Here is a 19,366-nt window from a genome sequence, read left to right as displayed (position 1 = left end):
CGATCGGCCGTCCTTCGGGGCATTCCCCCTGCCCGTTGAGTCCTTGTTGAGCGCACGGTGAGCGGCCCGATCTACATTCATGCCGAAACATCGGATGGAGGAGCGCCGCGGACCGCCGGGCGCCGGATCGAGGAGCTGTCATGGAACCGATCACCGTTCACGTCCACGCGTGGGACCCGATCTCGGCGGCCGGCGTGGTGAGCGAGCTGCGCCCTCGCCCGGAGGTCCGTGTGGTGGGGGTCCAGGACGCGGACCGGGCCGCCGTCGTCGTGGTGGTCGCCGACTCCGTGGACGACGAGGCGCTGAAGCTGCTGCGGGTGGTGCAGCGGCAGGGAACGGCGCGCTCCGTGCTCGTGGCCGGGCGCCTGGAGGAGGGAGACCTCGTGAAGATCGTGGAGACCGGCGTGGTGGGCATCGCCCGGCGGTGCGAGGCCACCCCCGACCGGCTCATCACCGTCATCACCGCGGCGGCCTCCGGGGAGGGCAGCGTCCCCCCGGACCTGCTGGGACGGCTGCTGGAGCAGGTGGGGCGGCTGCAGCGCCACGTCCTGGGCCCGCGCGGCATCATGTTCACCGGCCTCGCCCCGCGGGAGGTGGACGTGCTGCGGCTGCTCGCCGACGGGCTGGACACCGCGGAGATCGCCCGCCGGCTCGCGTACTCGGAACGGACCGTGAAGAACGTGGTGCACGACGTGACCACACGCCTCCAGCTGCGCAACCGCTCCCACGCCGTCGCCTACGCCCTCCGGGAGGGCCTGATCTGAGGGGTGCCCGGAAGGGCAACGACGGCTTCCCCGACGACGGCCCGGCACCGGTCCCCCGCGGCGCGGTGCCGCCGCCACAGTGGATCCCAAGGTGAGGAGGGCCGATCGGTGATTGCCCAGGTGGACGACGCGCTGCGCACCCTGGTCCGGACGCAGGCCCTCGCCGGAGCCGAGGTGGAGGTCGCCTTCGACGCCCCGACCAAGGACTGGGCCGCCCGGCGCAACGCCCCCACCGTGAACCTGTACCTGTACGACATCCGGGAGGACCTGCGGCGCCGCGAGCGGGGTTTCGCCGACGAGCGGGACGAGGACGGGACGGTGCTGCGGCGGCGCCCGGCACCCCGCCACTTCAAGCTGTCCTACCTCGTGACCGCGTGGACCCAGCGTCCCGAGGACGAGCACCTGCTGCTGGACCAGCTGCTGCGCTGCTTCCTGCACTACGAGGCGCTCCCCGACGAGCTCGTCGCGGGCCGGCTCGCCGAACCCCGGCTGCCCGTGCCGATGACCGTGGGGCTCCCCCCACCGGAGGACCGGGCGTTCGCGGACGTGTGGTCCGCCCTCGGCGGGGAGCTCAAGCCGTCCCTGGACATCGTGGTCATCGCCCCGGTCGAGACCGGCGTCGTCTACGAGATCGCCCCGCCGGCCTCCGCCGGGACCGTGGTGGACATGGCCGACCGCACCGGGACGGCCGCGGACATCGGCCGACGCCGCGCGCGGCCGCCACTTCCCACCGCGCGGCCGGGGACCGGGGACGCCGCGGGGACCGGGACCGGGACGGCACCGGAGGAGCCCCGGGGTCCGGCCCCGCGCCGGAGGAAGCGATGACCAGTGCGGCGAGCCTGGCCCACCTGCTGGGCCGGGTGGGCGTGGTCGAGGAGCGCATCCGGCGGCTCGTGGCCGAGCGCCGCGCGGAGGACCCTCAGCCCGACGACCCGTTCCGCGGCCTCTACCTCAGCGAGGAGGCCGTGGACCGGCTGCTCGGCACCGGGCCGAGGGCGCCCCTGCCGGTCGAGGCGTCCCCCCGTTGGGTGGAGTGCGAACGGGCGGCGGACCGCGCGCAGGAGGACGGGCACCGCCTGCGCCTGCGGGAGCTGGCCGCCGCCCTGGGGTTGACCGCCCTGGACGTGGACCTCCTGCTCGTGGCCCTGTCGGCCGACCTCGACCCGCGCTTCGAGCAGCTCTTCGGCTACCTCAACGACGACGTCACCCGGCGTCGCCCCTCCGCCGCGGTGGCCCTGGCCCTGAGCGGCGCGGCCCTGTCCGACGCCGGGGCCCGTGCCCGGTTGCTCTCCGGGCCCCTGGTCACCGGGCACCTCCTGGCGCTGGAGGATCCGGACCGGCCCCTGCCCGGGCGGGCGCTGCGGGTTCCCGAGCGCGTGGTGGGGCACCTGCTCGGCGACGACACCCCCGACCCCGACCTGACCGTCGTGCTCACCGCCCCGCCCGAAGTGCTGTGGGGCGACCCTGCGCCGCTCGTGCGAGCCCTGCGTGCCGGGGTGCTCCTGGCCTATCTGCGGGAGCCCGCCACGGGCTCGGCCCGGGTCCTGGCCGCGGAGGCCCTCCGGGCCCGTGGGCACGACGTCGTGGGCCTGGACCTTTCGCGGCTGGCCGGGGAGCGCGACGCGGCCGGGCTGGTGGCCCTCGCGGTCCGGGAGTCGAGGCTGCGCGGCGCCGGCATCGTGGCCGGTCCTGTGCCGGCCGTGGCCGATCGCCCCGGCCTGCTGCGGGCCCTGCGGGCCGACCCGCAGCCCGTCCTGCTGTTCGGGGACACCGTCTGGGACCCGGTGTGGACGGAGCGCCCGCCCGTCGTCGTCGACGTCCCCGCCAGCACCGCCGCCGAACGGGCCGGGCTCTGGCAGGAGGCGCTGGCGGGGTCCCTGCCCGGGCCGGAGATCCTGCGGGCCACGGCGCAGTTCCGGCTCGGCCCGGAGCAGGTGGGTCGGGCCGCGCGGACCGCCCGGGCGCAGGCCGCCCTCAGTGCCGAAGGGACCCTCACCGGCGCGCACCTGCAGGCCGGTGCCCGTGCCGAGAACGGCTCGGCCCTGGACCGGCTCGCCCGGCGGGTGGACCCCGCCGTCGGCTGGGCCGACCTGGTGCTGCCGGACCCCGTGCTGCAGTCCCTGCGGGAACTGGCCCTGCGGGCGCGCCACCGCGAACAGGTGCTCGGGGACTGGGCCATGCGCCCCGGCGCGGGCCGCGGCCACGGCGTGGCGGCCCTGTTCGCCGGGGACTCCGGCACCGGCAAGACCATGTCCGCGGAGGTGGTGGCCAAGGAGCTGGGACTCGACCTGTACGTGGTGGACCTGGCCACCGTGGTGGACAAGTACGTCGGGGAGACGGAGAAGAACCTGGAGCGGATCTTCACCGCCGCCTCCGGGGTCAACGGAGTGCTGCTCTTCGACGAGGCCGACGCGGTCTTCGGCCGCCGCTCCGAGGTCAAGGACGCCCACGACCGCTACGCGAACATCGAGAGCGCCTACCTGCTCCAGCGCATGGAGACCTTCGACGGTCTCGTGGTGCTGGCCACGAACCTGCGCGCCAACATCGACGAGGCCTTCACCCGCCGCCTCGACGTCATCGTGGACTTCCCCCTGCCCGACCCGGAGCACCGCGCGCTGCTGTGGGACCGGTGCCTGGGCCGGCTGATGGCCCGCGCCGAGGACCTGGACCTCGACTTCCTGGGACGGGCCTTCGAGCTCGCGGGCGGCGGGATCCGCTCGGCGGCCGTCACCGCCGCCTACCTCGCCGCGGAGGACGGCGCCCCGGTGACCATGGCCCACCTGGTCACCGCCGTGCAGCGGGAGTACCGCAAGCTCGGCCGGCTCACCCTGGAGAGCGAGTTCGGCCCCTACTGGAGCACCCTGACGGCGGCCCGCGCGCCGCGGCCGGGCCCCTGATCGGAGCGGGCCATGTCGGCGACCCACAGCACGGCCACCCGGCGGGGAGACGGCCGGCGGCGCGTCGTGCCTCGGGCCGGTGCGGCACCGCGGCCGGAGGACCCGCTGCTGCCCCCGGGCCTGGTCCCGCTGCTGCGCGGGGCGGATCTCGGCACCCGGGCCCGCTCCCTGTGGCAGGTGCAGCGACAGGCCGGCAACCGGGCCGCGCAACTGGTGCTCCAGCGCCAGGCCGTCACCGACGCGCAGCAGTGGGCCCAGGACTGGGCGGCCCACCCGGCCCAGCAGCGCCACTTCCGGGGCACCGGGCGCCCTGCCGGCACCCCACGACAGCGCTACGACGTGCTGGCCCCGTTGTACAAGGCGCACGGCATCCCGCGGCCCATGGTCTATCTGGCCACCTCCATCACCACCGCACGGTTCTTCGGGTTCTCGACTCCCGCGCACGTCGACCTGGCCGCGGCCCTGCGGACCGCCGAGGCCACGCTGCGCGCCGCGGGCGTCACCGCGGCGCCGGTCACGAAGGTGTGGGCGCTGAACCCGCGCACCACCAGCGCCGGCGGCTGGAGCAACCACGCCGACGGCCGCGCGGTGGACATCGACCCCGGGACGAATCCGCACCTGACCAACAAGGCCCAGCGGCGCATCATCAGCCTCGTCACCGGCACCGACATGGACGCCGGGAGCCAGGGCTACGACACGATGAAGAACGCCAGCAATACCTTCGGGATGCTCTACCGCCCCGCGGGCCTGCGCTGGCGGATCCTCGTGCTGACCGCTGTCGAGACCCGCGAGAAGGCGGCGGTGTCCGCGACGACGGCCGAGCGGGACCGGCTGCGCGCCGAGCGTGCCGCCGTCGCCGCCGCTCGGGCCGCTGCCCGGCAGGAGCTGAGGACCCTTCCCCGCGGCCGCCGGGCGACGGCCGAGCAGAAGGTCAGGGCCGCGGAGCTGACCGTCGCGGTCCAGGAACGGTCCGCCGCCCTCACGGCCCTCGACGGGCGGCTGGAGCTGCAGGGCGCGACGCTGAAGAAGCAGAGCGCCGAGGCGAAGTCGGCCGCGCAGGACCGTGCCCTGCTGGAGAAGCACCTGGCGCGCTACGAGGCGGTGGACAGCGCTCTCGCCGGGCTCGAGACCGAGCTCGCCGCCCTCCCGGCAGCCGTCGCCGCCCTGGAGGCGCAGATTGCGCGCTCGCAGCAGGGCGAGCAGGACAGCAGGGTCCTGGGCGACACCCGCGGGGCCGCCGCGGAGCGCCGGCTGCGGGCCGGGCTGCAGAAGGAGCTGAAGCGGCGGAAGGCCGAACTCGTCCGCAGGACGAATGACCTCGGGAAGAAGCGCACGGCCCGGGACCGGGACCCCCTGCGCACGTACGGTGCGCAGGGGTTCCTCAACCTGCCCAAGGAGGTCGTGGAGGCGATGACCGGGGCGGGGCTCCGGTGGGGCGGGAACTGGAAGGGCGCCAAGGATTTCATGCACTTCGACCTCTGACCGGTGTGCCCCTTCGGGCACGGTCTGCTGCCCCGGCGGCGGCCGAGGGGCCGCTTGTGGGTCCGTCCGAGCGGGCGCATGGTGGCCGCAGGCCCGAGAGGAAGAGACTCGTCATGCACATCCACGATCACGACCAGGGCGAGAACGAGAGCCTGCGACCGCGGGCGGACCGCGTCGAGGAGAACGTCCCGCCGCAGCTGTGGCGGGCCGCGGCGGCCGGTCGCACCGACGTCGTCGGTCCCGCCGGGATGCTGGCCATGCAACGGGCGGTCGGCAACGCCGGGGTGCAGCGGCTGGCGGAGGAGGAGCGCTCGCCGGTGCTCGACGTCGTCTCCTCGGGCGGACACCCGCTGGAGGAGCCCGTCCGCACGGACATGGAGTCCAGGCTGGGCCACGACTTCTCGGACGTGCGGGTACACACCGACGACGCCGCGTCCCGGTCCGCCGAGTCGGTGAACGCCCACGCGTACACCGTGGGCTCCAACGTCGTCTTCCAGCGGGAGAAGTACGACCCGTCCTCGACCGCCGGACGCACGATGCTCGCCCACGAGCTCACCCACGTGGTGCAGCAGCGCTCCGGGCCGGTGGACGGCACCCCGACGGGCTCCGGCGTCCGCGTCAGCGACCCCTCCGACCGCTTCGAGCGGGAGGCCGCCGTCAACGCCGAGCGGGTGATGTCCGGGCCGGCCCCGGTGTCACCGGCTCCGGCCGCCGTCCAGCGCGCGGCCGTCGACGATGCCGCGCTGCCCGTCCAGCGGGCGGAGGGCGAAGAGGAGGAGGAGACCGCGCAAGGGTCCTTCACCGGGGACGCCACCGCCCAGCGGGACGTGGTGCAGCGGGCCGAGGGCGAAGAGGAAGAGGAGCAGGCCTGAGCCCGGGTGAGTCCGGATGCGCGGGCAGGGGCGGGCCGTGGCTCGTTCCCCGGCGGTTCCCCGATCCGGCGACAGGACTCCGGCCTCCGCTCCCGGGGCCCCTCCTGAGGCTCCCGGTACCTTCCCCCGGGGCATGGTCTGCGGTCGCCCCGTGGTGGCGCGGTGCAGCCACGGCCCCGGTCTCCTAGCCGGGTCAGCTGCTCCGCCGGAGTGAGGAGGGCCCGGTCCCGGGACCGGGAGCACAGCCGTCTTCCCTCGGCCCCGTTCGGGTCGGCCACCACCACGGCCGCGGGATGTGGACGTGGTCTGCGCTCCGACGTCCGTCCCTCCCGAGGACGTGGCGCCCACAGGTCCACCTGGTGCCCTTTGGTGCACTGCGCCCTTCCCCAACACGCGGCCCCCCAGCCTCCCGACACCCCCTCCCCCGGCACGACCCTGGAACCACGATCCGGACTCTGCCGAGGAGAGACACGATGCCCACCTACCTTTCACCCGGTGTCTACGTCCACGAGGTCGAGGCGGGAACCCGCCCGATCGAGGGCGTCGGCACGGCGGTCGCCGCGTTCGTGGGCCTGGCGGCCAAGGGCCCCGCCAACGAGCCCACCCTGGTGTCCAACTGGACCCAGTTCTCCGAGACCTTCGGCGACTTCGTGCCGGGCTCGTACCTCGCCCACTCCGTGTACGGATACTTCCTCAACGGCGGCGGCAACTGCTACATCGTGCGGATCGGGGCAGACGGCGCCGAGAGCATCGGCGACGGGCAGAAGCCGAAGGCCAAGCAGGTCAAGGCCGTGGCCGGGCCGCCGATGGTGGAGGTGGCCGGCTACCGCATCCTCGGCAGGTCCACCGCGGCCAACCCCAAGCCCATCACTGTCGAGTTCGACGCCGCCGGCGGGGACAACGCCCCGGAGGACCAGTTCAGGATCACGATCACCGTGGAGGGCCGGCAGCCCGAGGTCTTCGACAACGTGACCACCAAGAAGGGCCCCAACAACGTGGCCACGAAGGTGAGCGCGGAGTCCAAGCTCGTCACGATCGAGGAGGTGCTGAGCGGCGGCGCCCTCACCAAGCCCGACAAGGGGACGGTTCGCCTGGAGCTTCCCGAGCCCGAACCGGAGCCGCCGTCGGCCGACACGCTCAGCGCGGACGACTACGTGGGTGACGCCGCGGACCGCACCGGCTTCAGCGGCCTCGAGGCCGTGGACGAGGTCACCATGGTCGCCATCCCGGACCTGGTCGCCGCCTACGAGCAGGGCGCGGTCGACGGCGAGACGCTCAAGGCCGTGCAGCTGGCGCTGATCGCCCACTGCGAGCTGATGGGCGACCGTGTGGCCATCATCGACCCCCCGCCTGGGCTCAATGCCCAGCAGATCAAGGAGTGGCGGGTCAACGACGCCGGCTACGACTCCAAGTACGCGACGCTGTACTGGCCGCGGCTCAAGGTCCTCGACCCGTCAGAGGGGGTGCACCGGTTCGTGCCGCCCTCGGGCCACATCGCGGGCGTCTGGGCCCGCAACGACGACACCCGTGGCGTGCACAAGGCCCCGGCGAACGAGGTGATCCGCGGTGTCACCAGCCTCGAGACGAACATCACCAGCACCGAGCAGGAGCTGCTGAACCCCATCGGGGTCAACTGCGTCCGGTCGTTCCCCGGCCGCGGCATCCGCGTGTGGGGCGCCCGGACGCTCTCCAGCGACGCCGCGTGGCGCTACGTGAACGTCCGGCGGCTGTTCAACTACCTGGAGGAGTCGATCCTGCAGGGCACGCAGTGGGCGGTCTTCGAGCCGAACGACCCGGCCCTGTGGGCGCGCATCCGCCGCACCATCAGTGCCTTCCTGACGAACGAGTGGCGCAAGGGCGCCCTGTTCGGCACGTCCCCGGACGAGGCCTTCTTCGTGAAGTGCGACGCCGAGACGAACCCTGCCGAGGGGATCGACGCCGGCCAGGTGGTCTGCCAGGTGGGGGTCGCTCCCGTGAAGCCCGCCGAGTTCGTCATCTTCCAGCTGTCGCAGTTCTCCGGCGGCACCAGTCTCGTGAACGAATGATCGTCCGGAAAGGACCACGACAATGGCACTCGAGGATTTCGACAATGCACCGGCCTACGGCTTCACCGTCACCGTCGACGGCATCGAGGTGCCGCGCGTCATCGAGGTGAGCGGACTGAAGTCGGAGGTCGACAAGATCGAGCTCAAGCAGCAGACGCAGGACGGCAAGTACGTCGTCCGGCAGCTCATGGGCCGCCCCAAGGCCGGTGAGATCACCGTGACCCGCGGTCTGACGGACAGCAAGACCGTCACGGACTGGCTGAAGACCGTCATGGAGGGGGACGTGGCCGGTGCCCGCAAGACCGCCTCCGTGGCCCTGCTCGACTACAAGGGCGAGACCGTCAAGACCTACAACTTCGACCACTGCTGGGTGCGCAGCGTGGAGGTCAACTCGCTCAAGGCCGGCGCCACGGAGCAGGCCACCGAGAAGTTCGTCATCTGCTACGACGAGTCCAAGGTCGAGTGATGCAGCGCAGCCACGGGGGCGCGGGGGTGGTGCCGTCCCCCGAGAGCGCCGGCACCACGCCCCAGGCGGAGCCGTCCCGGAACGGCCGGGAGGAGCGTCCGGCCCTGCGGACCGAGTTCGCCTTCGACCTGCCCCGGGGCTACGTGGACCAGGACGGGACGCTCCACCGCTCCGGGGTGATGCGCCTGGCCACCGCGCGCGACGAGCTGCTCCCGCTCTACGACGCCCGGGTGCAGGAGAACTCCGCCTACACCACGGTGGTGCTGCTGAGCCGGGTCATCACCAGCCTGGGGACGCTGGGGTCGATCACGTCCAACGTCGTGGAGAACATGTTCGCCTCGGACGTGGCGTTCCTGCAGGACTTCTACCGGCGGATCAACGCGGAGGGCCACACCCGGATCGCGGTGACCTGCCCGGGGTGCTCCCACCGGTTCACCGCGGACCTCGCGGGTGGTCGCCTGGGGGAATCATGACGTACGCGGCCGATCGGATCCACGAGGAAGTCGCGTACGTGGCGTACCACTTCCACTGGGGGCTCGACGACATCCTGGACCTGGAGCACGGCCAGCGGTTGCGCTACGTCCGGGAGATCGCCGACATCAACCGCCGGTTGAGCGAGGAGCGCTGAGCCGTGCGCTGGCCGTGGCAGCGGAAGGAGCAGGACCCCGCCCCCGTGACGCCCTCGGGGCGGTCCTCCGCGGCGTCCTCGGCAGGGCCCCCTGCGGCACCGCCACGGCAGCCGGCCGAGCCCGTCCCCTCCCCCGCCGGGTGGGCCTTTCTGCCGCCCCTCCAGCGCACCGTCGGGGACCTCGCGACGACGACGGCGCCTCACCGGTTCCCCGACCAGCTCCCGACCCGGACGAACCCGTCGTTCACCGCGGCGATGTCCCACCTGATCAGTGCGGAGGCCCCGCCCGGTGTGATCGACCTGGACGGCCCCGACGCTGATCCGGCGACCGGCGGCTCCGGGTCCGCCGCCCGCCCCGTCGACATGCCGCTCCCTCCTCCCCGGGCGCCCCGCGGCGCCTGGGGAAGCCGTCCCGTGCAGCGCCTCACGGGCAGCGGGAACACCGCTCAGCGGTCGCTGACCAGTGCTCCCGAGGTCGACCTCGGTGTGCTGGAGGTGCCCGTGGTGCACGGGACGGGGACGACGGCATCTCCGGATGCACCGGATGCGCCGGCACCGCCGGAGAGCTCCGGCGCCGCGCAGGAGGGCCAGGACGCCGAGGCCGGCCCGGAGCCCGGTGACGTCCCCGCCGGCGTGCCGTCCGCCGATCCGCCTCCGACCGGCGCCCCCGTCGCGGTGAGCACCCGCGAGAGCGCCGTCCCGGAGGCTGCCCCCGCCGGTTCGTCGGCACCGGGGTCCGCTCCGGCCGGTGTTCCGGGCCCGGGAAGCACGAGATCCGGGACGGAGCCGCAGGGGCGGACGTCCCCGCCCCTGCCCCTGCAGCGCCGGGTGCCGGAGCCACCCGGGGATCCCTCCCGCAGCGTCCTCGGCAACACTCTCGGCAACACTCTCGGCAGCACTCCCGGCAGCACCTTCGACGGCACCGCCACGTCCGTCCCGCTGCCCGCCGGGCCCCCGCTCCAGCGCAGCACCGGAGCAACGGGCACGGGGGACGCTCCGCTGTCGGCCCCATCCCGGAGGCCCTCCGCACCCTCCTCGCGCCGTCTCGGGCTGGGCCGCCCGTGGCCGGATCCCGTCGGCTCCCCGGCCGGTCCCTCCGCCGACGGGACGGGGCCGCCGGCTGTCCAGCGAGCGCCCGGGTCCCCGGAGTGCGCTCCGGCCCCCGCCCAGGAGACACCGGTGGGCGACGACGCCCCGGGGCGGTCCTCGCCCGATGCACCAGGTCCCCGGGCGGTGGTCTTCACGCAGCCGATGGTGTCCCGGACGACCGGCGCCCCGGAGGTCCCCCGGGCCGAGCAGGCAGAGGACCGCGACAGCGCGTCGACCGGTATGCCGGAGCCCGACCTCCGGGCAGCGTTCGCCGACCCTCCACGGTTCGCCGGTCGGCAGACGCCCGACCCCCGCCGGGCAGAGGCGCTGCCCGTGGTCTCCCGCGCCGTGGCGACGCCCGGCATCGGGAGCGCCGTGGCGACGCCCGTCATGGAGGGCGCCGGCAGGGTCCTCGGCGCGGTTCCGGCGGAGCCGGACGACCCCCGTGCGCAGCCCCGGGCGGCCGGCGCCGAGCCCGCCGCGGCCGCGCCGAGGAACGGGTACCCGCGCCCGGATCGGGGGCCGGCCGTACTGGGGCCGGCCCCCGCCACGGTGCAACGAGGCACTGGGCACGGCACAGCCGGGACCGTGGAGCGGGCCGTGTCCGCGGAAGAGACTCCTGCGGACCTCGGCTCGCCGGCCGCGCGCGACGTTCCGGCGCCCACGGCCGGTGCCGTTCCCCACGCCCTGCTCCACACCACGGCCCCGGACCTGCCGTCCACCGGTTCCTCGGACGACCACCCGGAGCGCCGGTCCGTTCCCGCCCCACCGGGACGGGACCGTCCCGCGGATCCGCCGGTGGTGTCCCGCTCCGCGGCGTGGCAGGGGCCAGGGACCGGCGTCGGCGCTGGCGCCGTGGCCGGTGGGCGCAGCGCCGGGACCGGTGCTGCGCCGGAGTCGTCCGGCGCAGCCGTCGACTCGACGTCGACAGGACCCGGCGAGACCGGAGCCGAGCCCGCCGCGGTGGACTCCGCGCAGGCGGAGTCCACCGGGTCGGGACCGGTCGCGGCACGGGCATCCGCCCCGGAGCCGCTGTCCTCGGCACCCGTGCTGTCGGGATCGACCGCACTGTTGAGGTCGACGACATCAGCGTTCGGGTCCGCGGAGGTGGTGCCCGAGGAGCCCGGCGCTGTGGGACGTCCGGTACCGGTGTCCCCGGTGCAACGGAGGACCGCGTCGCACGGCCCCCCGGCGGTCGGGCCCGCCTCCGAGGCTGCCCGGTCCGCATCGCCATCACCCTCGCCCCAGCGGCTCCGGGCGTCGGCGCTGTCGGGCCCCGGGCGCCCCCTCGGGCTGCGTCCTCCGTCGTCCCTGCCCGTGGTGTCACGCTCCGTCGGAGACGCTGCGGATCCGCGGGCGGCCGGGACGTCCTCCAGCCGGGAGTTCCTTGCCGGAGGATCCGCCGCGCCGACCGCTCCGACGGTGCTCCCGGCTTCTCCGACCCCGACAGCGCAGCGCACGCCGGGACCCGGTCCGACGACGCCTTCCGCGGCGTCGTCGCTCCCCGCGGCGCCCGGGTTCCTCGACCCGGTGCTGTCCCTCCCCCGAGGACCGGAGACGGCTCCCGTGCTGGGCGCGGAGGGCTGGACTCCCCGGCCCGCCGGCGGGGGCCGAGCGGACGAGGCACCGTGGGCAGGGAGCCCGGTCCTGTCGGCGCACACGGGACCCGCCTCGGTCCCGGCCGGAACGCCCGGCCTGTCGTCGTCACCGTCGGGGACCCTTCCCGCAGCGGTCGGCTCGCTCCAGCGCTCCGCCCTGCACCCGGCGGCGCCGGTGCCGCCTCCGGCTTCCCCGGGCCCGCCGACGCGCCCGCAGCCGGCCCCGGCCCCCGGCGTCGTTGCCGGCGAGGTCGCACGAGCTGACCAGGACGTCCACCGGGGTCCCGGCGGACCGCCGGCCGCTGCGCGAGCAGACCCCGTGGCCATGCGCCTCGCGTCCACGCCCCCGCATCCGTCCCGACCGGGGCGCGCCGCCGGACCGGCCGCGGCCCCCGGTCCCGGGGCGCCGGCCGGCGTGCCGGCGGTCCAGCGCGCGGACGGGGAGACCTTCTCCGCCCCGGAGGCCACGGGACCCGTCCCGACAGCCGCGGAGTCCGGCCCGACCTCCGCGGCATCCGTCCCGGCGCCAACACCCGCGGCGGACGAGGAGATGAGCCAGGAACAGGTCGACGAGCTCGCCAAGCGGCTCGTGGGCCCGATCGTGCGGCGGATCAAGGCCGACATGCTGCTGGACCGCGAACGCCGCGGCCTCCGGATCGACGCGAGCTGAGGAGACGGACATGACGAGCTTCCTGGAGGACGTCGACACGGCCGTCAGCGTCCGGTACGTCGTCGTCCTGGACGACGAGAGCCTGGGATCGTTCAGCACTTGCGAGGGCCTCGGGTGCGAGGTGGTGATGGAGACCCGCGAGGAGGGCGGCAACAACGACTTCGTCTGGCAGCTGCCGACCCGCCTGAAGTACCCCAACATCACACTCACCCGGCCCTTGGGCCCCGATACCGCGCTGATCGCGGCGTGGTTCGCCAAGCTCGCCACGGGGTACTCCCGGCATCCCGGCACCATCGAGGCCCAGCGCGCGGACGGCTCGAAGATCGCCTCGTGGCAGCTGCGGGACGTGGTGCCCGTCCGCTGGAAGGGACCGTCCTTCAACCCGGACCAGCCGAAGGTGCTGGTGGAGTCCCTGGAGATCGCCCACCACGGCTTCTCGGTGGAGCCGGGCGCGAGGAAGCCGCCGCAGCAGAACGGGGTGACCCGATGACCTCGGCCGGCCCGTCCATGACCCACACGAGCACGGGCGGCGCAGGGGGTGGGGAGACTCCGGCCGCCACTTTGGTGCACGCCACCCTCGACGTCCACGAGCCCTCGAAGGACGGTGCCCTGGACAAGCCCGGAGCCCAGCTGGACACGATCGAGTTCCAGTTCAACCCCAAGGAGCTGACGCTCGAGAAGTCCGCCGCCTGGCAGAAGCAGACCGCCAAGGGGGACCAGATGAGCGGGCCCCCGCAGTACAAGGGGCCGAAACCGTCCAAGCTCTCGCTGGAGATGTTCTTCGACGCCTCCGAGAAGCGCGACGACAGTGTGGTCAAGCGGGTGAACCAGCTCTTCACCTGCTGCATCCCCACGAAGGACTCCCTCCAGCAGAACAAGGCCTCACCGCCCTGGGTCATCTTCCGCTGGGGCACCCTGACGGGGTTCCTGGCCTACGTGGCCAGCGTGCAGGCGAAGTACACCCTGTTCACCGCGCAGGGGCTGCCCGTCCGAGCCGTCTGCACCGTCGCCCTCGAACAGCTCGCCGGGGAGCCGCCGGGCCAGAACCCCACGTCGGGCGGCCTGGTGCCCCGCAGGTCCCGCACCGTGGTCGACGGGGACACCCTCGCCGGGATCGCCTACGCCGAGTACGGCAACCCCGCGCTGTGGCGGGCCGTGGCCACGCTGAACGGACTGGACGACCCCATGCGGCTGCGGCCGGGCAGCACGGTGCTGCTGCCCACCGTGGACGAGCTGCTGCGCCCGCAAGAACCGGATCCGCGACGAGGGGAGGTCCGGCGTGACCTTCGGTGAGGAGTACAGCAGCACGCTGCTGGTCCAGATCAACGGCAGCCCGCTGCCGCCCGACCTCGCCGCGATGCTGACGGACGGGTACGTGGACGACAGCACCAACGTCCCGGACCTGTTCGTCCTGCGCTACAGCGACGAGAACGCCACCTTCCTCGAGAAGTCCTCCGTCCGGATCGGCGATACCGTCACGCTGTCCGTCCAGCGGAGCGGGCCCGCCGGCCCCACCCCCCTGCTCTCCGGCGAGGTGACCGCCCTCGAGACGGAGCTCGGCAGCGAGGGCGCCTACACCGTGGTGCGGGGCCTGGACCACTCGCACCGGCTCTTCCGCGGCCGAAGGGTGGAGGCCTACCTGCAGAGCACCGCGGCGGACATCGCCCGCACGGTCGCCACCCGCGCCGGCCTCGAGACGGGGACCATCGACGCCCCGGGGCCCGTGCTGGAGCACATGGCCCAGGACGGCGTCAGCGACTGGGAATTCCTGCGCCGCCTCGCCGACGAGTCGGGCGCCCTGCTCTTCGTCACCGACGGCGCCCTGCACTTCACGACGGCGACCGACGCCGGAACCGCGCCGTCCGGGCAGGGCGGCGCGCGCCAGGACCAGCTGGTCGTCGAGCGGGGCGTGAACCTGCTGATGCTGCGCGGGACGGTCACGTCCGCGGACCAGGTGCCCGACGTCGAGGTGCGCGGCTGGGACGTCGACAGCAAGCGGGAGATCGTGGCCGTCGCCCCGGCGAGGACCCTCAGCGCGGTGCTGGAGGGCACCCGGCCGGCCGATCTCGCCGGGACGTTCAAGAGCCCGCGCTACGTGGCCCCGGCCACCGTGTTCGGCCAGCCCGCACAGTGCGAGGCCGCGGCCAACGCGCTGGCTGCGCACCTGGCGGGCGGCTTCGCCGAGCTCGACGGGGTGGCCCGTGGCAACCCCCGGCTGCGCTCCGGTGCCGCGGTCGCCCTCGTGGGCGTCGGCAAGCCGTTCGAGGGCCGGTACACGCTCAGCTCCGCGCGCCACGAGTTCAGCCGCGAGACCGGGTACCGGACGTCCTTCACCGTCAGCCACGCCTCGGAGCGGTCCTTCTACGGCGTGGCCGCCGGGGCCGGGCGGCGCGGCGACCGCTCCACGGCCTTCCCCGGGGTCCTCAACGCCGTGGTCACGGCCGTGCAGGATCCTCAGGGCCAGGGGCGGGTCAAGGTCAAGTTCCCGCTGCTCTCGGACACCTTCGAGAGCACGTGGGCGCGCACGGTCCAGCTCGGGGCAGGCGCGGCCCGGGGCGCCGTGGTCCTGCCCGAGGTCGGGGACGAGGTCCTCGTCGCGTTCGGGCAGGGCAGCTTCCAGCAGCCCTTCCTCCTCGGTGGGCTCTACAACGGTCAGGACCTGCCGGACAAGCCGTGGGACGAGCACGTGGGACCCACCGACGGCGCGATCGAGCGGCGGGCCTTCGTGTCCCGCACCGGGATGCTCGTCGAGTTCGTGGAGACCCCGGCCGAGGAGCGGCTGACGCTGAGCACCCACGGCGGTGCGCAGACGGTCTCCCTGGTCCAGAAGGGCGCCGCCGGCATCGAGATCCTCTCGGAGGGCCCGGTGACCGTCACGGCCAAGGACCGGATCGACGTCACCACGTCCACTGGGGACGTCACCGTCAAGGGCAAGAACGTGACGCTCGAGGCGACCGCCGCACTGGCCCTCAAGGGCGCCACGGTGACCGCGGAGGGCCGCGCCTCGGCGGAGCTGAAGGCCGCCAGCGTCAAGGTGGCCGGCACGGCCGCCGCCGAGCTCTCGGGCGGGGCGACGACCACGGTCAAGGGCGGTGTGGTCCGCATCAACTAGGCGCCGGCCGCGCGGTGGCGCCGCGGGACGCAGGTACCAGAACGCAGACACCGGGACGCAGACACCGGGACGCAGGCACCAGGACGCAGGAGTCGTAGAGCTGGAGGAGGCAGGACGATGGGACAGGAGTTCATCGGCTCCGGGTGGGCCTTTCCGCTGCGCACGGACCGGACCGGGAGCATCGCGCTGGCCCGCGAGACGCGGGAGATCGAGGAGAGCATCTACCTCATCCTGGCCACGGCCCCCGGCGAGCGGCCCATGCGTCCCGAGTTCGGCTGCGCCGTGCACGACCACGTGTTCGCCCCGGCGGACGCGTCCACCGCGGGCGACATCGCCTTCGCCGTGCGGGTCGCCCTCGACCGCTGGGAGCCGCGGATCAATCTGGAGGACATCCTGGTCCATCTCGACACCGCCGAGGACGGGGTCCTGCTCATCGAGGTGCAGTACACCGTGCGGGGCACCAACGACCCGCGCAACCTCGTGTTCCCCTTCTACACGATCCCCCGCCACGATCAGGAGACGTGATCCGATGCTCCCCTCACCGCATCTCGACGACCGCCGTTTCCAGGACCTGGTGGACGACGCCAAGCGCATGATCGCCCAGCGCTGCCCGGAGTGGACGGACCACAACGTCTCCGATCCGGGGGTGACGCTGATCGAGGCGTTCGCGTTCATGACGGACGAGCTGTTCTACCGCCTCAACCGCGTCCCGGACCGGCTGTACATCGCATTCCTGGAGCTGCTGGGAGTGAGCCTGCACCCGCCCACGGCCGCCACCGTGGAGCTGCTGCTGTGGCTGTCCGCGCCCCAGCCCAGCCCGGTCGTGGTCCCGGAGGGGACGGAGGCCGCCACGCGGCGCACCGACGAGGACGACACCGTCTCCTTCGCCACGGCCCGCGAGCTCGTGATCCCGCCGCGCACCCTCGCCCACCTGAGGACGAGCACCCGCGGGGGCGAGCCCGTCGCGCGGCCGGTCCGTGCCCGCGGGGACGAGGACTTCCCCTGCTTCGGCGACCCTCCCCTGCCCGACGACGTGCTGCTCCTGGGCCTCGACGGCAGCGCCCCCTCGTGCGCGCTCGCCCTGCGGTTCGACTGCGAGGTCCGCGGCGTCGGCGTCGACCCCCGCTACCCGCCGCTGGTCTGGGAGGCCTGGACCGGCGCCGCGTGGACCCGCTGCGACGTGGACAAGGACGGGACGGGCGGGCTCAACCGCCCGGGCGACGTGGTCCTCCACCTGCCCCACGCCCACACGGCCTCGATGGTCGGCGGGACCCGGGCCGGCTGGGTGCGCTGCCGGGTGGTCCACCCCCTCGAGGGCTTCCCGCCCTACAGCGCCTCCCCCCGCATCCGGTCGGTCAGCGCCTTCACGATCGGCGGCTCCGTCCCGGCGGTGCACGCCGAGACCGTCCACGACGAGGTCCTGGGCACCTCCGAGGGCACCCCGGGCCAGTCGTTCCCCCTCGCCCGCCGGCCCGTGGTTCCGGGGGGACCCCCCTTCGCCGTCGAGGTCACCGACGGCTCCGGGTGGCAGACCTGGGCCGAGGTCGACTCCTTCGCGAACTCCTCCCCGGACGACCGCGTGGTCCGGCTCGACCGCGGCGAGGGCGTCGTCCGGTTCCCGCCCGCCGTCCGGGAGGCGGACGGGTCCCTGCGCGCCTACGGCGCCGTCCCGCCCGTGGGCAGCACGGTCCGGGTGCGGGAGTACCGCACCGGCGGAGGACCCCGCGGCAACGTCGCCGCGCACGTGGTGACGGTCCTGCGCTCCACGATCCCCTTCGTGGTGCGGGTCGAGAACCGACGCGCGGCCCAGGGCGGCGTCGCGATGGAGACCGTGGAGCAGGCCCGGCAGCGCGGTCCACTCGCGCTGCGGACCAGGGACCGGGCCGTGACCACCGAGGACTACGAGCAGCTGTCCCGCCGGGCCGCTCCCGGCATCGCCCGGGTACGGTGCATCCCCGCGTCCTCGGACGCGGACGCGGGCGGTGTCCGGGTGCTCGTGGTCCCCACCGCCGTGCCCGACGACGAGCACCGGCTGCGGTTCGGGGACCTCGTCCCGGACGACGACACGCTCACCGTCGTGGCGGAGTACCTGGACGAGCGCCGCCCGGTCGGGGCCCGGGTGGTCGTGGAGCCGCCCCGGTACCGGGGCGTGACCGTCGTCGCCCGCCTGACCGCCCGCCGGAGGGTCGCCACCGACACCCTCAAGCGGGAGTCGTTGAAAGCCCTCTACGAGTACTTCGACCCCATCCGGGGCGGACCCGACGGCGACGGCTGGCCCTTCGGCCGGCCCGTGCAGGCGGGCGAGGTGCACGCGGTGCTCCAGCGCCTGCCCGGCACCGAGATCGTCGACGACGTGTTCCTCTTCGCCGTGGACCCCCGCAACGGCGAACGCGGCGACCGGGTGCAGCGGATCGACCTGGACAAGCACGACCTGGTGTTCTCCTTCGGCCACCAGGTGCGCGTGGCGGAGGGCGAGTGAGATGCGCGGACGGATCCCCGGACTCGCCAGTCCCGTCCCCCTGGCCTCCCGGCTGCCCGCCGTGCTGCAGGACGACGAGTTCCTGCAGCGGTTCCTCGCGAGCTTCGACGAGTCGCTGGCCCCCGTGTTCCTCGCCCTCGACGGGCTGGCGTCCTACGTGGACCCGCGGCTGGCGCCCGAGGACTTCCTCGACTGGCTCTCCGAGTGGGTGGGTGTGCGCGCCGACGAGCACTGGCCGGTGGCGCAGCGCCGGGAGATCGTCGCCAACGGGGCCCGCATCCACCGGCGCCGCGGCACCGCGGCGGGCATCGCCGACGCCGTGCGGCTCGCGGCCGCGGGCGTCGTCCACGTCGACGTCGAGGACACCGGGGGCACCGTGTGGTCCCGGACCCCGCACACCGCGCTCCCGGGCAACCCCCACCAGGGACTGCACGTGCGCGTGCACGCGAGGTCCCTCGAGGACGTGGACGTGCGGCAGCTCGACGCCGTGGTCCGCGCGGTGAAACCGGCCCATGTCCCCCACACCCTCGAGGTGGTCCGGACGACCGAGAGCGGCACCTGAGGAGATCGACATGCAGACCTGCCCGGAGTGCGGCACCCGCAATGCGGCGGGCGCCCAGTTCTGTTCCAACTGCGGCACGTTCCTGGCCTGGGAGGACGAGCAGTCCCCGGCTCGGACCAGCAGCTCCGTCCCGCCCCCGCAACGGCCTCCGGACCCCCCACCGCCGCCCGCCCGACCGCCTCGGCAGGACTCCGCTCCACGCCCGGCCACCTCACGGGTGGTGCGGACCAGCAAACGGGTGACCCCGATGCCGTCGTCGTCTCCCCCGTCACCCCCGCCTGCGCCGCCTCCCCCGGCCTCCGCACCGCCGTCCACGCCACCGGGGACCCCGTCGACGATGCGTCCCCCCGACGGCACGGAGAAGGTCACGTCGTCTCGGGTCCAGGGCCCTGGCTCGCTCCCCCCGTCGCGGGAACCGGAGGCGGTGCCGCCCGGGAACACCCAGGCCGCGCCGCCGCGCCCGCGGGACCCGGAGGCCGACGCCCCTGCTCCGGGAGAGATCGTCTGTTCCCGGTGCGGCGCCGGGAACTCTCCGGACCGGCACTTCTGCCGACGGTGCGCCTTGGAGCTCCGACGCAATGTCCCCAGCCCGCCACCCCCGCCGCCACCACCCCGTCCGAGACGCCCACCCGTCGTCTGGGTGCTCGCGGTCCTGGCGGCCCTGATCGTCCTGTGGTTGCTGATCGGCCGGTAGGCGCCGGG

The 19,366-nt window shown here is 74.2% G+C and carries 16 protein-coding genes; all 16 read left to right on the top strand.

All coding sequences use genetic code 11. The features are described from left to right. The first annotated feature begins 140 nt into the window (after positions 1-140). Complete coding sequence (locus ABD220_RS16010; RefSeq protein ID WP_344124267.1) at positions 141-764, top strand: response regulator transcription factor; 624 nt, start codon at positions 141-143, stop codon at positions 762-764. A 108-nt stretch (positions 765-872) separates the two neighbouring features. After that, on the top strand, positions 873-1,589 hold the full coding sequence (locus ABD220_RS16005; RefSeq protein ID WP_344124265.1) for a Pvc16 family protein: 717 nt from the start codon (positions 873-875) through the stop codon (positions 1,587-1,589). Then, positions 1,586-3,661, top strand: coding sequence for an AAA family ATPase (locus ABD220_RS16000; protein WP_344124263.1), 2,076 nt, complete (start codon positions 1,586-1,588; stop codon positions 3,659-3,661). Before ABD220_RS16005 ends, ABD220_RS16000 begins: the two co-directional genes overlap by 4 nt. Positions 3,662-3,673: 12 nt before the next feature. Next, positions 3,674-5,143 carry a M15 family metallopeptidase gene (locus ABD220_RS15995; RefSeq protein ID WP_344124261.1) on the top strand — a complete coding sequence of 490 codons (1,470 nt, stop codon included), beginning with the start codon at positions 3,674-3,676 and terminating at the stop codon, positions 5,141-5,143. Positions 5,144-5,256: 113 nt separating this feature from the next. Further along, on the top strand, positions 5,257-6,015 hold the full coding sequence (locus ABD220_RS15990; protein ID WP_344124259.1) for an eCIS core domain-containing protein: 759 nt from the start codon (positions 5,257-5,259) through the stop codon (positions 6,013-6,015). A 473-nt stretch (positions 6,016-6,488) separates the two neighbouring features. Continuing rightward, entirely contained in the window at positions 6,489-8,060 is a 1,572-nt protein-coding gene (locus tag ABD220_RS15985; RefSeq protein WP_344124257.1) for a phage tail sheath family protein, read from the top strand. A gap of 22 nt (positions 8,061-8,082) precedes the next feature. Continuing rightward, a complete protein-coding gene (locus ABD220_RS15980; RefSeq protein ID WP_344124255.1) occupies positions 8,083-8,526 on the top strand; it encodes a phage tail protein in 444 nt (147 codons plus the stop codon). After that, entirely contained in the window at positions 8,526-8,999 is a 474-nt protein-coding gene (locus ABD220_RS15975; RefSeq protein WP_344124253.1) for a hypothetical protein, read from the top strand. Before ABD220_RS15980 ends, ABD220_RS15975 begins: the two co-directional genes overlap by 1 nt. Beyond that, positions 8,996-9,154: a DUF6760 family protein gene (locus ABD220_RS15970; protein ID WP_344124251.1), complete on the top strand. Its 159-nt coding sequence runs from the start codon at positions 8,996-8,998 to the stop codon at positions 9,152-9,154. The genes ABD220_RS15975 and ABD220_RS15970 overlap by 4 nt, the downstream gene beginning before the upstream one ends. 3,367 nt (positions 9,155-12,521) lie before the next feature. After that, on the top strand, positions 12,522-13,001 hold the full coding sequence (locus tag ABD220_RS15965; protein WP_344124249.1) for a phage tail protein: 480 nt from the start codon (positions 12,522-12,524) through the stop codon (positions 12,999-13,001). Further along, positions 12,998-13,804 (top strand): CIS tube protein, encoded by an 807-nt coding sequence (locus tag ABD220_RS15960; RefSeq protein WP_344124247.1) that lies wholly within the window; start codon positions 12,998-13,000, stop codon positions 13,802-13,804. Before ABD220_RS15965 ends, ABD220_RS15960 begins: the two co-directional genes overlap by 4 nt. After that, positions 13,791-15,623, top strand: coding sequence for a VgrG-related protein (locus ABD220_RS15955; RefSeq protein ID WP_344124245.1), 1,833 nt, complete (start codon positions 13,791-13,793; stop codon positions 15,621-15,623). Before ABD220_RS15960 ends, ABD220_RS15955 begins: the two co-directional genes overlap by 14 nt. A 117-nt stretch (positions 15,624-15,740) precedes the next feature. Next, positions 15,741-16,148 carry a GPW/gp25 family protein gene (locus ABD220_RS15950; protein WP_344124243.1) on the top strand — a complete coding sequence of 136 codons (408 nt, stop codon included), beginning with the start codon at positions 15,741-15,743 and terminating at the stop codon, positions 16,146-16,148. A 4-nt stretch (positions 16,149-16,152) separates the two neighbouring features. After that, on the top strand, positions 16,153-18,102 hold the full coding sequence (locus tag ABD220_RS15945; RefSeq protein WP_344124241.1) for a putative baseplate assembly protein: 1,950 nt from the start codon (positions 16,153-16,155) through the stop codon (positions 18,100-18,102). Position 18,103: 1 nt separating this feature from the next. Continuing rightward, positions 18,104-18,664 carry a phage tail protein gene (locus tag ABD220_RS15940; protein ID WP_344124239.1) on the top strand — a complete coding sequence of 187 codons (561 nt, stop codon included), beginning with the start codon at positions 18,104-18,106 and terminating at the stop codon, positions 18,662-18,664. Beyond that, positions 18,615-19,358 (top strand): zinc-ribbon domain-containing protein, encoded by a 744-nt coding sequence (locus tag ABD220_RS18130; RefSeq protein ID WP_425552574.1) that lies wholly within the window; start codon positions 18,615-18,617, stop codon positions 19,356-19,358. Before ABD220_RS15940 ends, ABD220_RS18130 begins: the two co-directional genes overlap by 50 nt. Positions 19,359-19,366 lie beyond the last annotated feature (8 nt).

It is taken from the genome of Kocuria aegyptia (assembly GCF_039530085.1).
Classification (GTDB): Bacteria; Actinomycetota; Actinomycetes; order Actinomycetales; family Micrococcaceae; genus Kocuria; species Kocuria aegyptia.
Note: the sequence above shows the minus strand (reverse complement) of the source record. Positions and strands in the feature narration are given on the sequence as shown.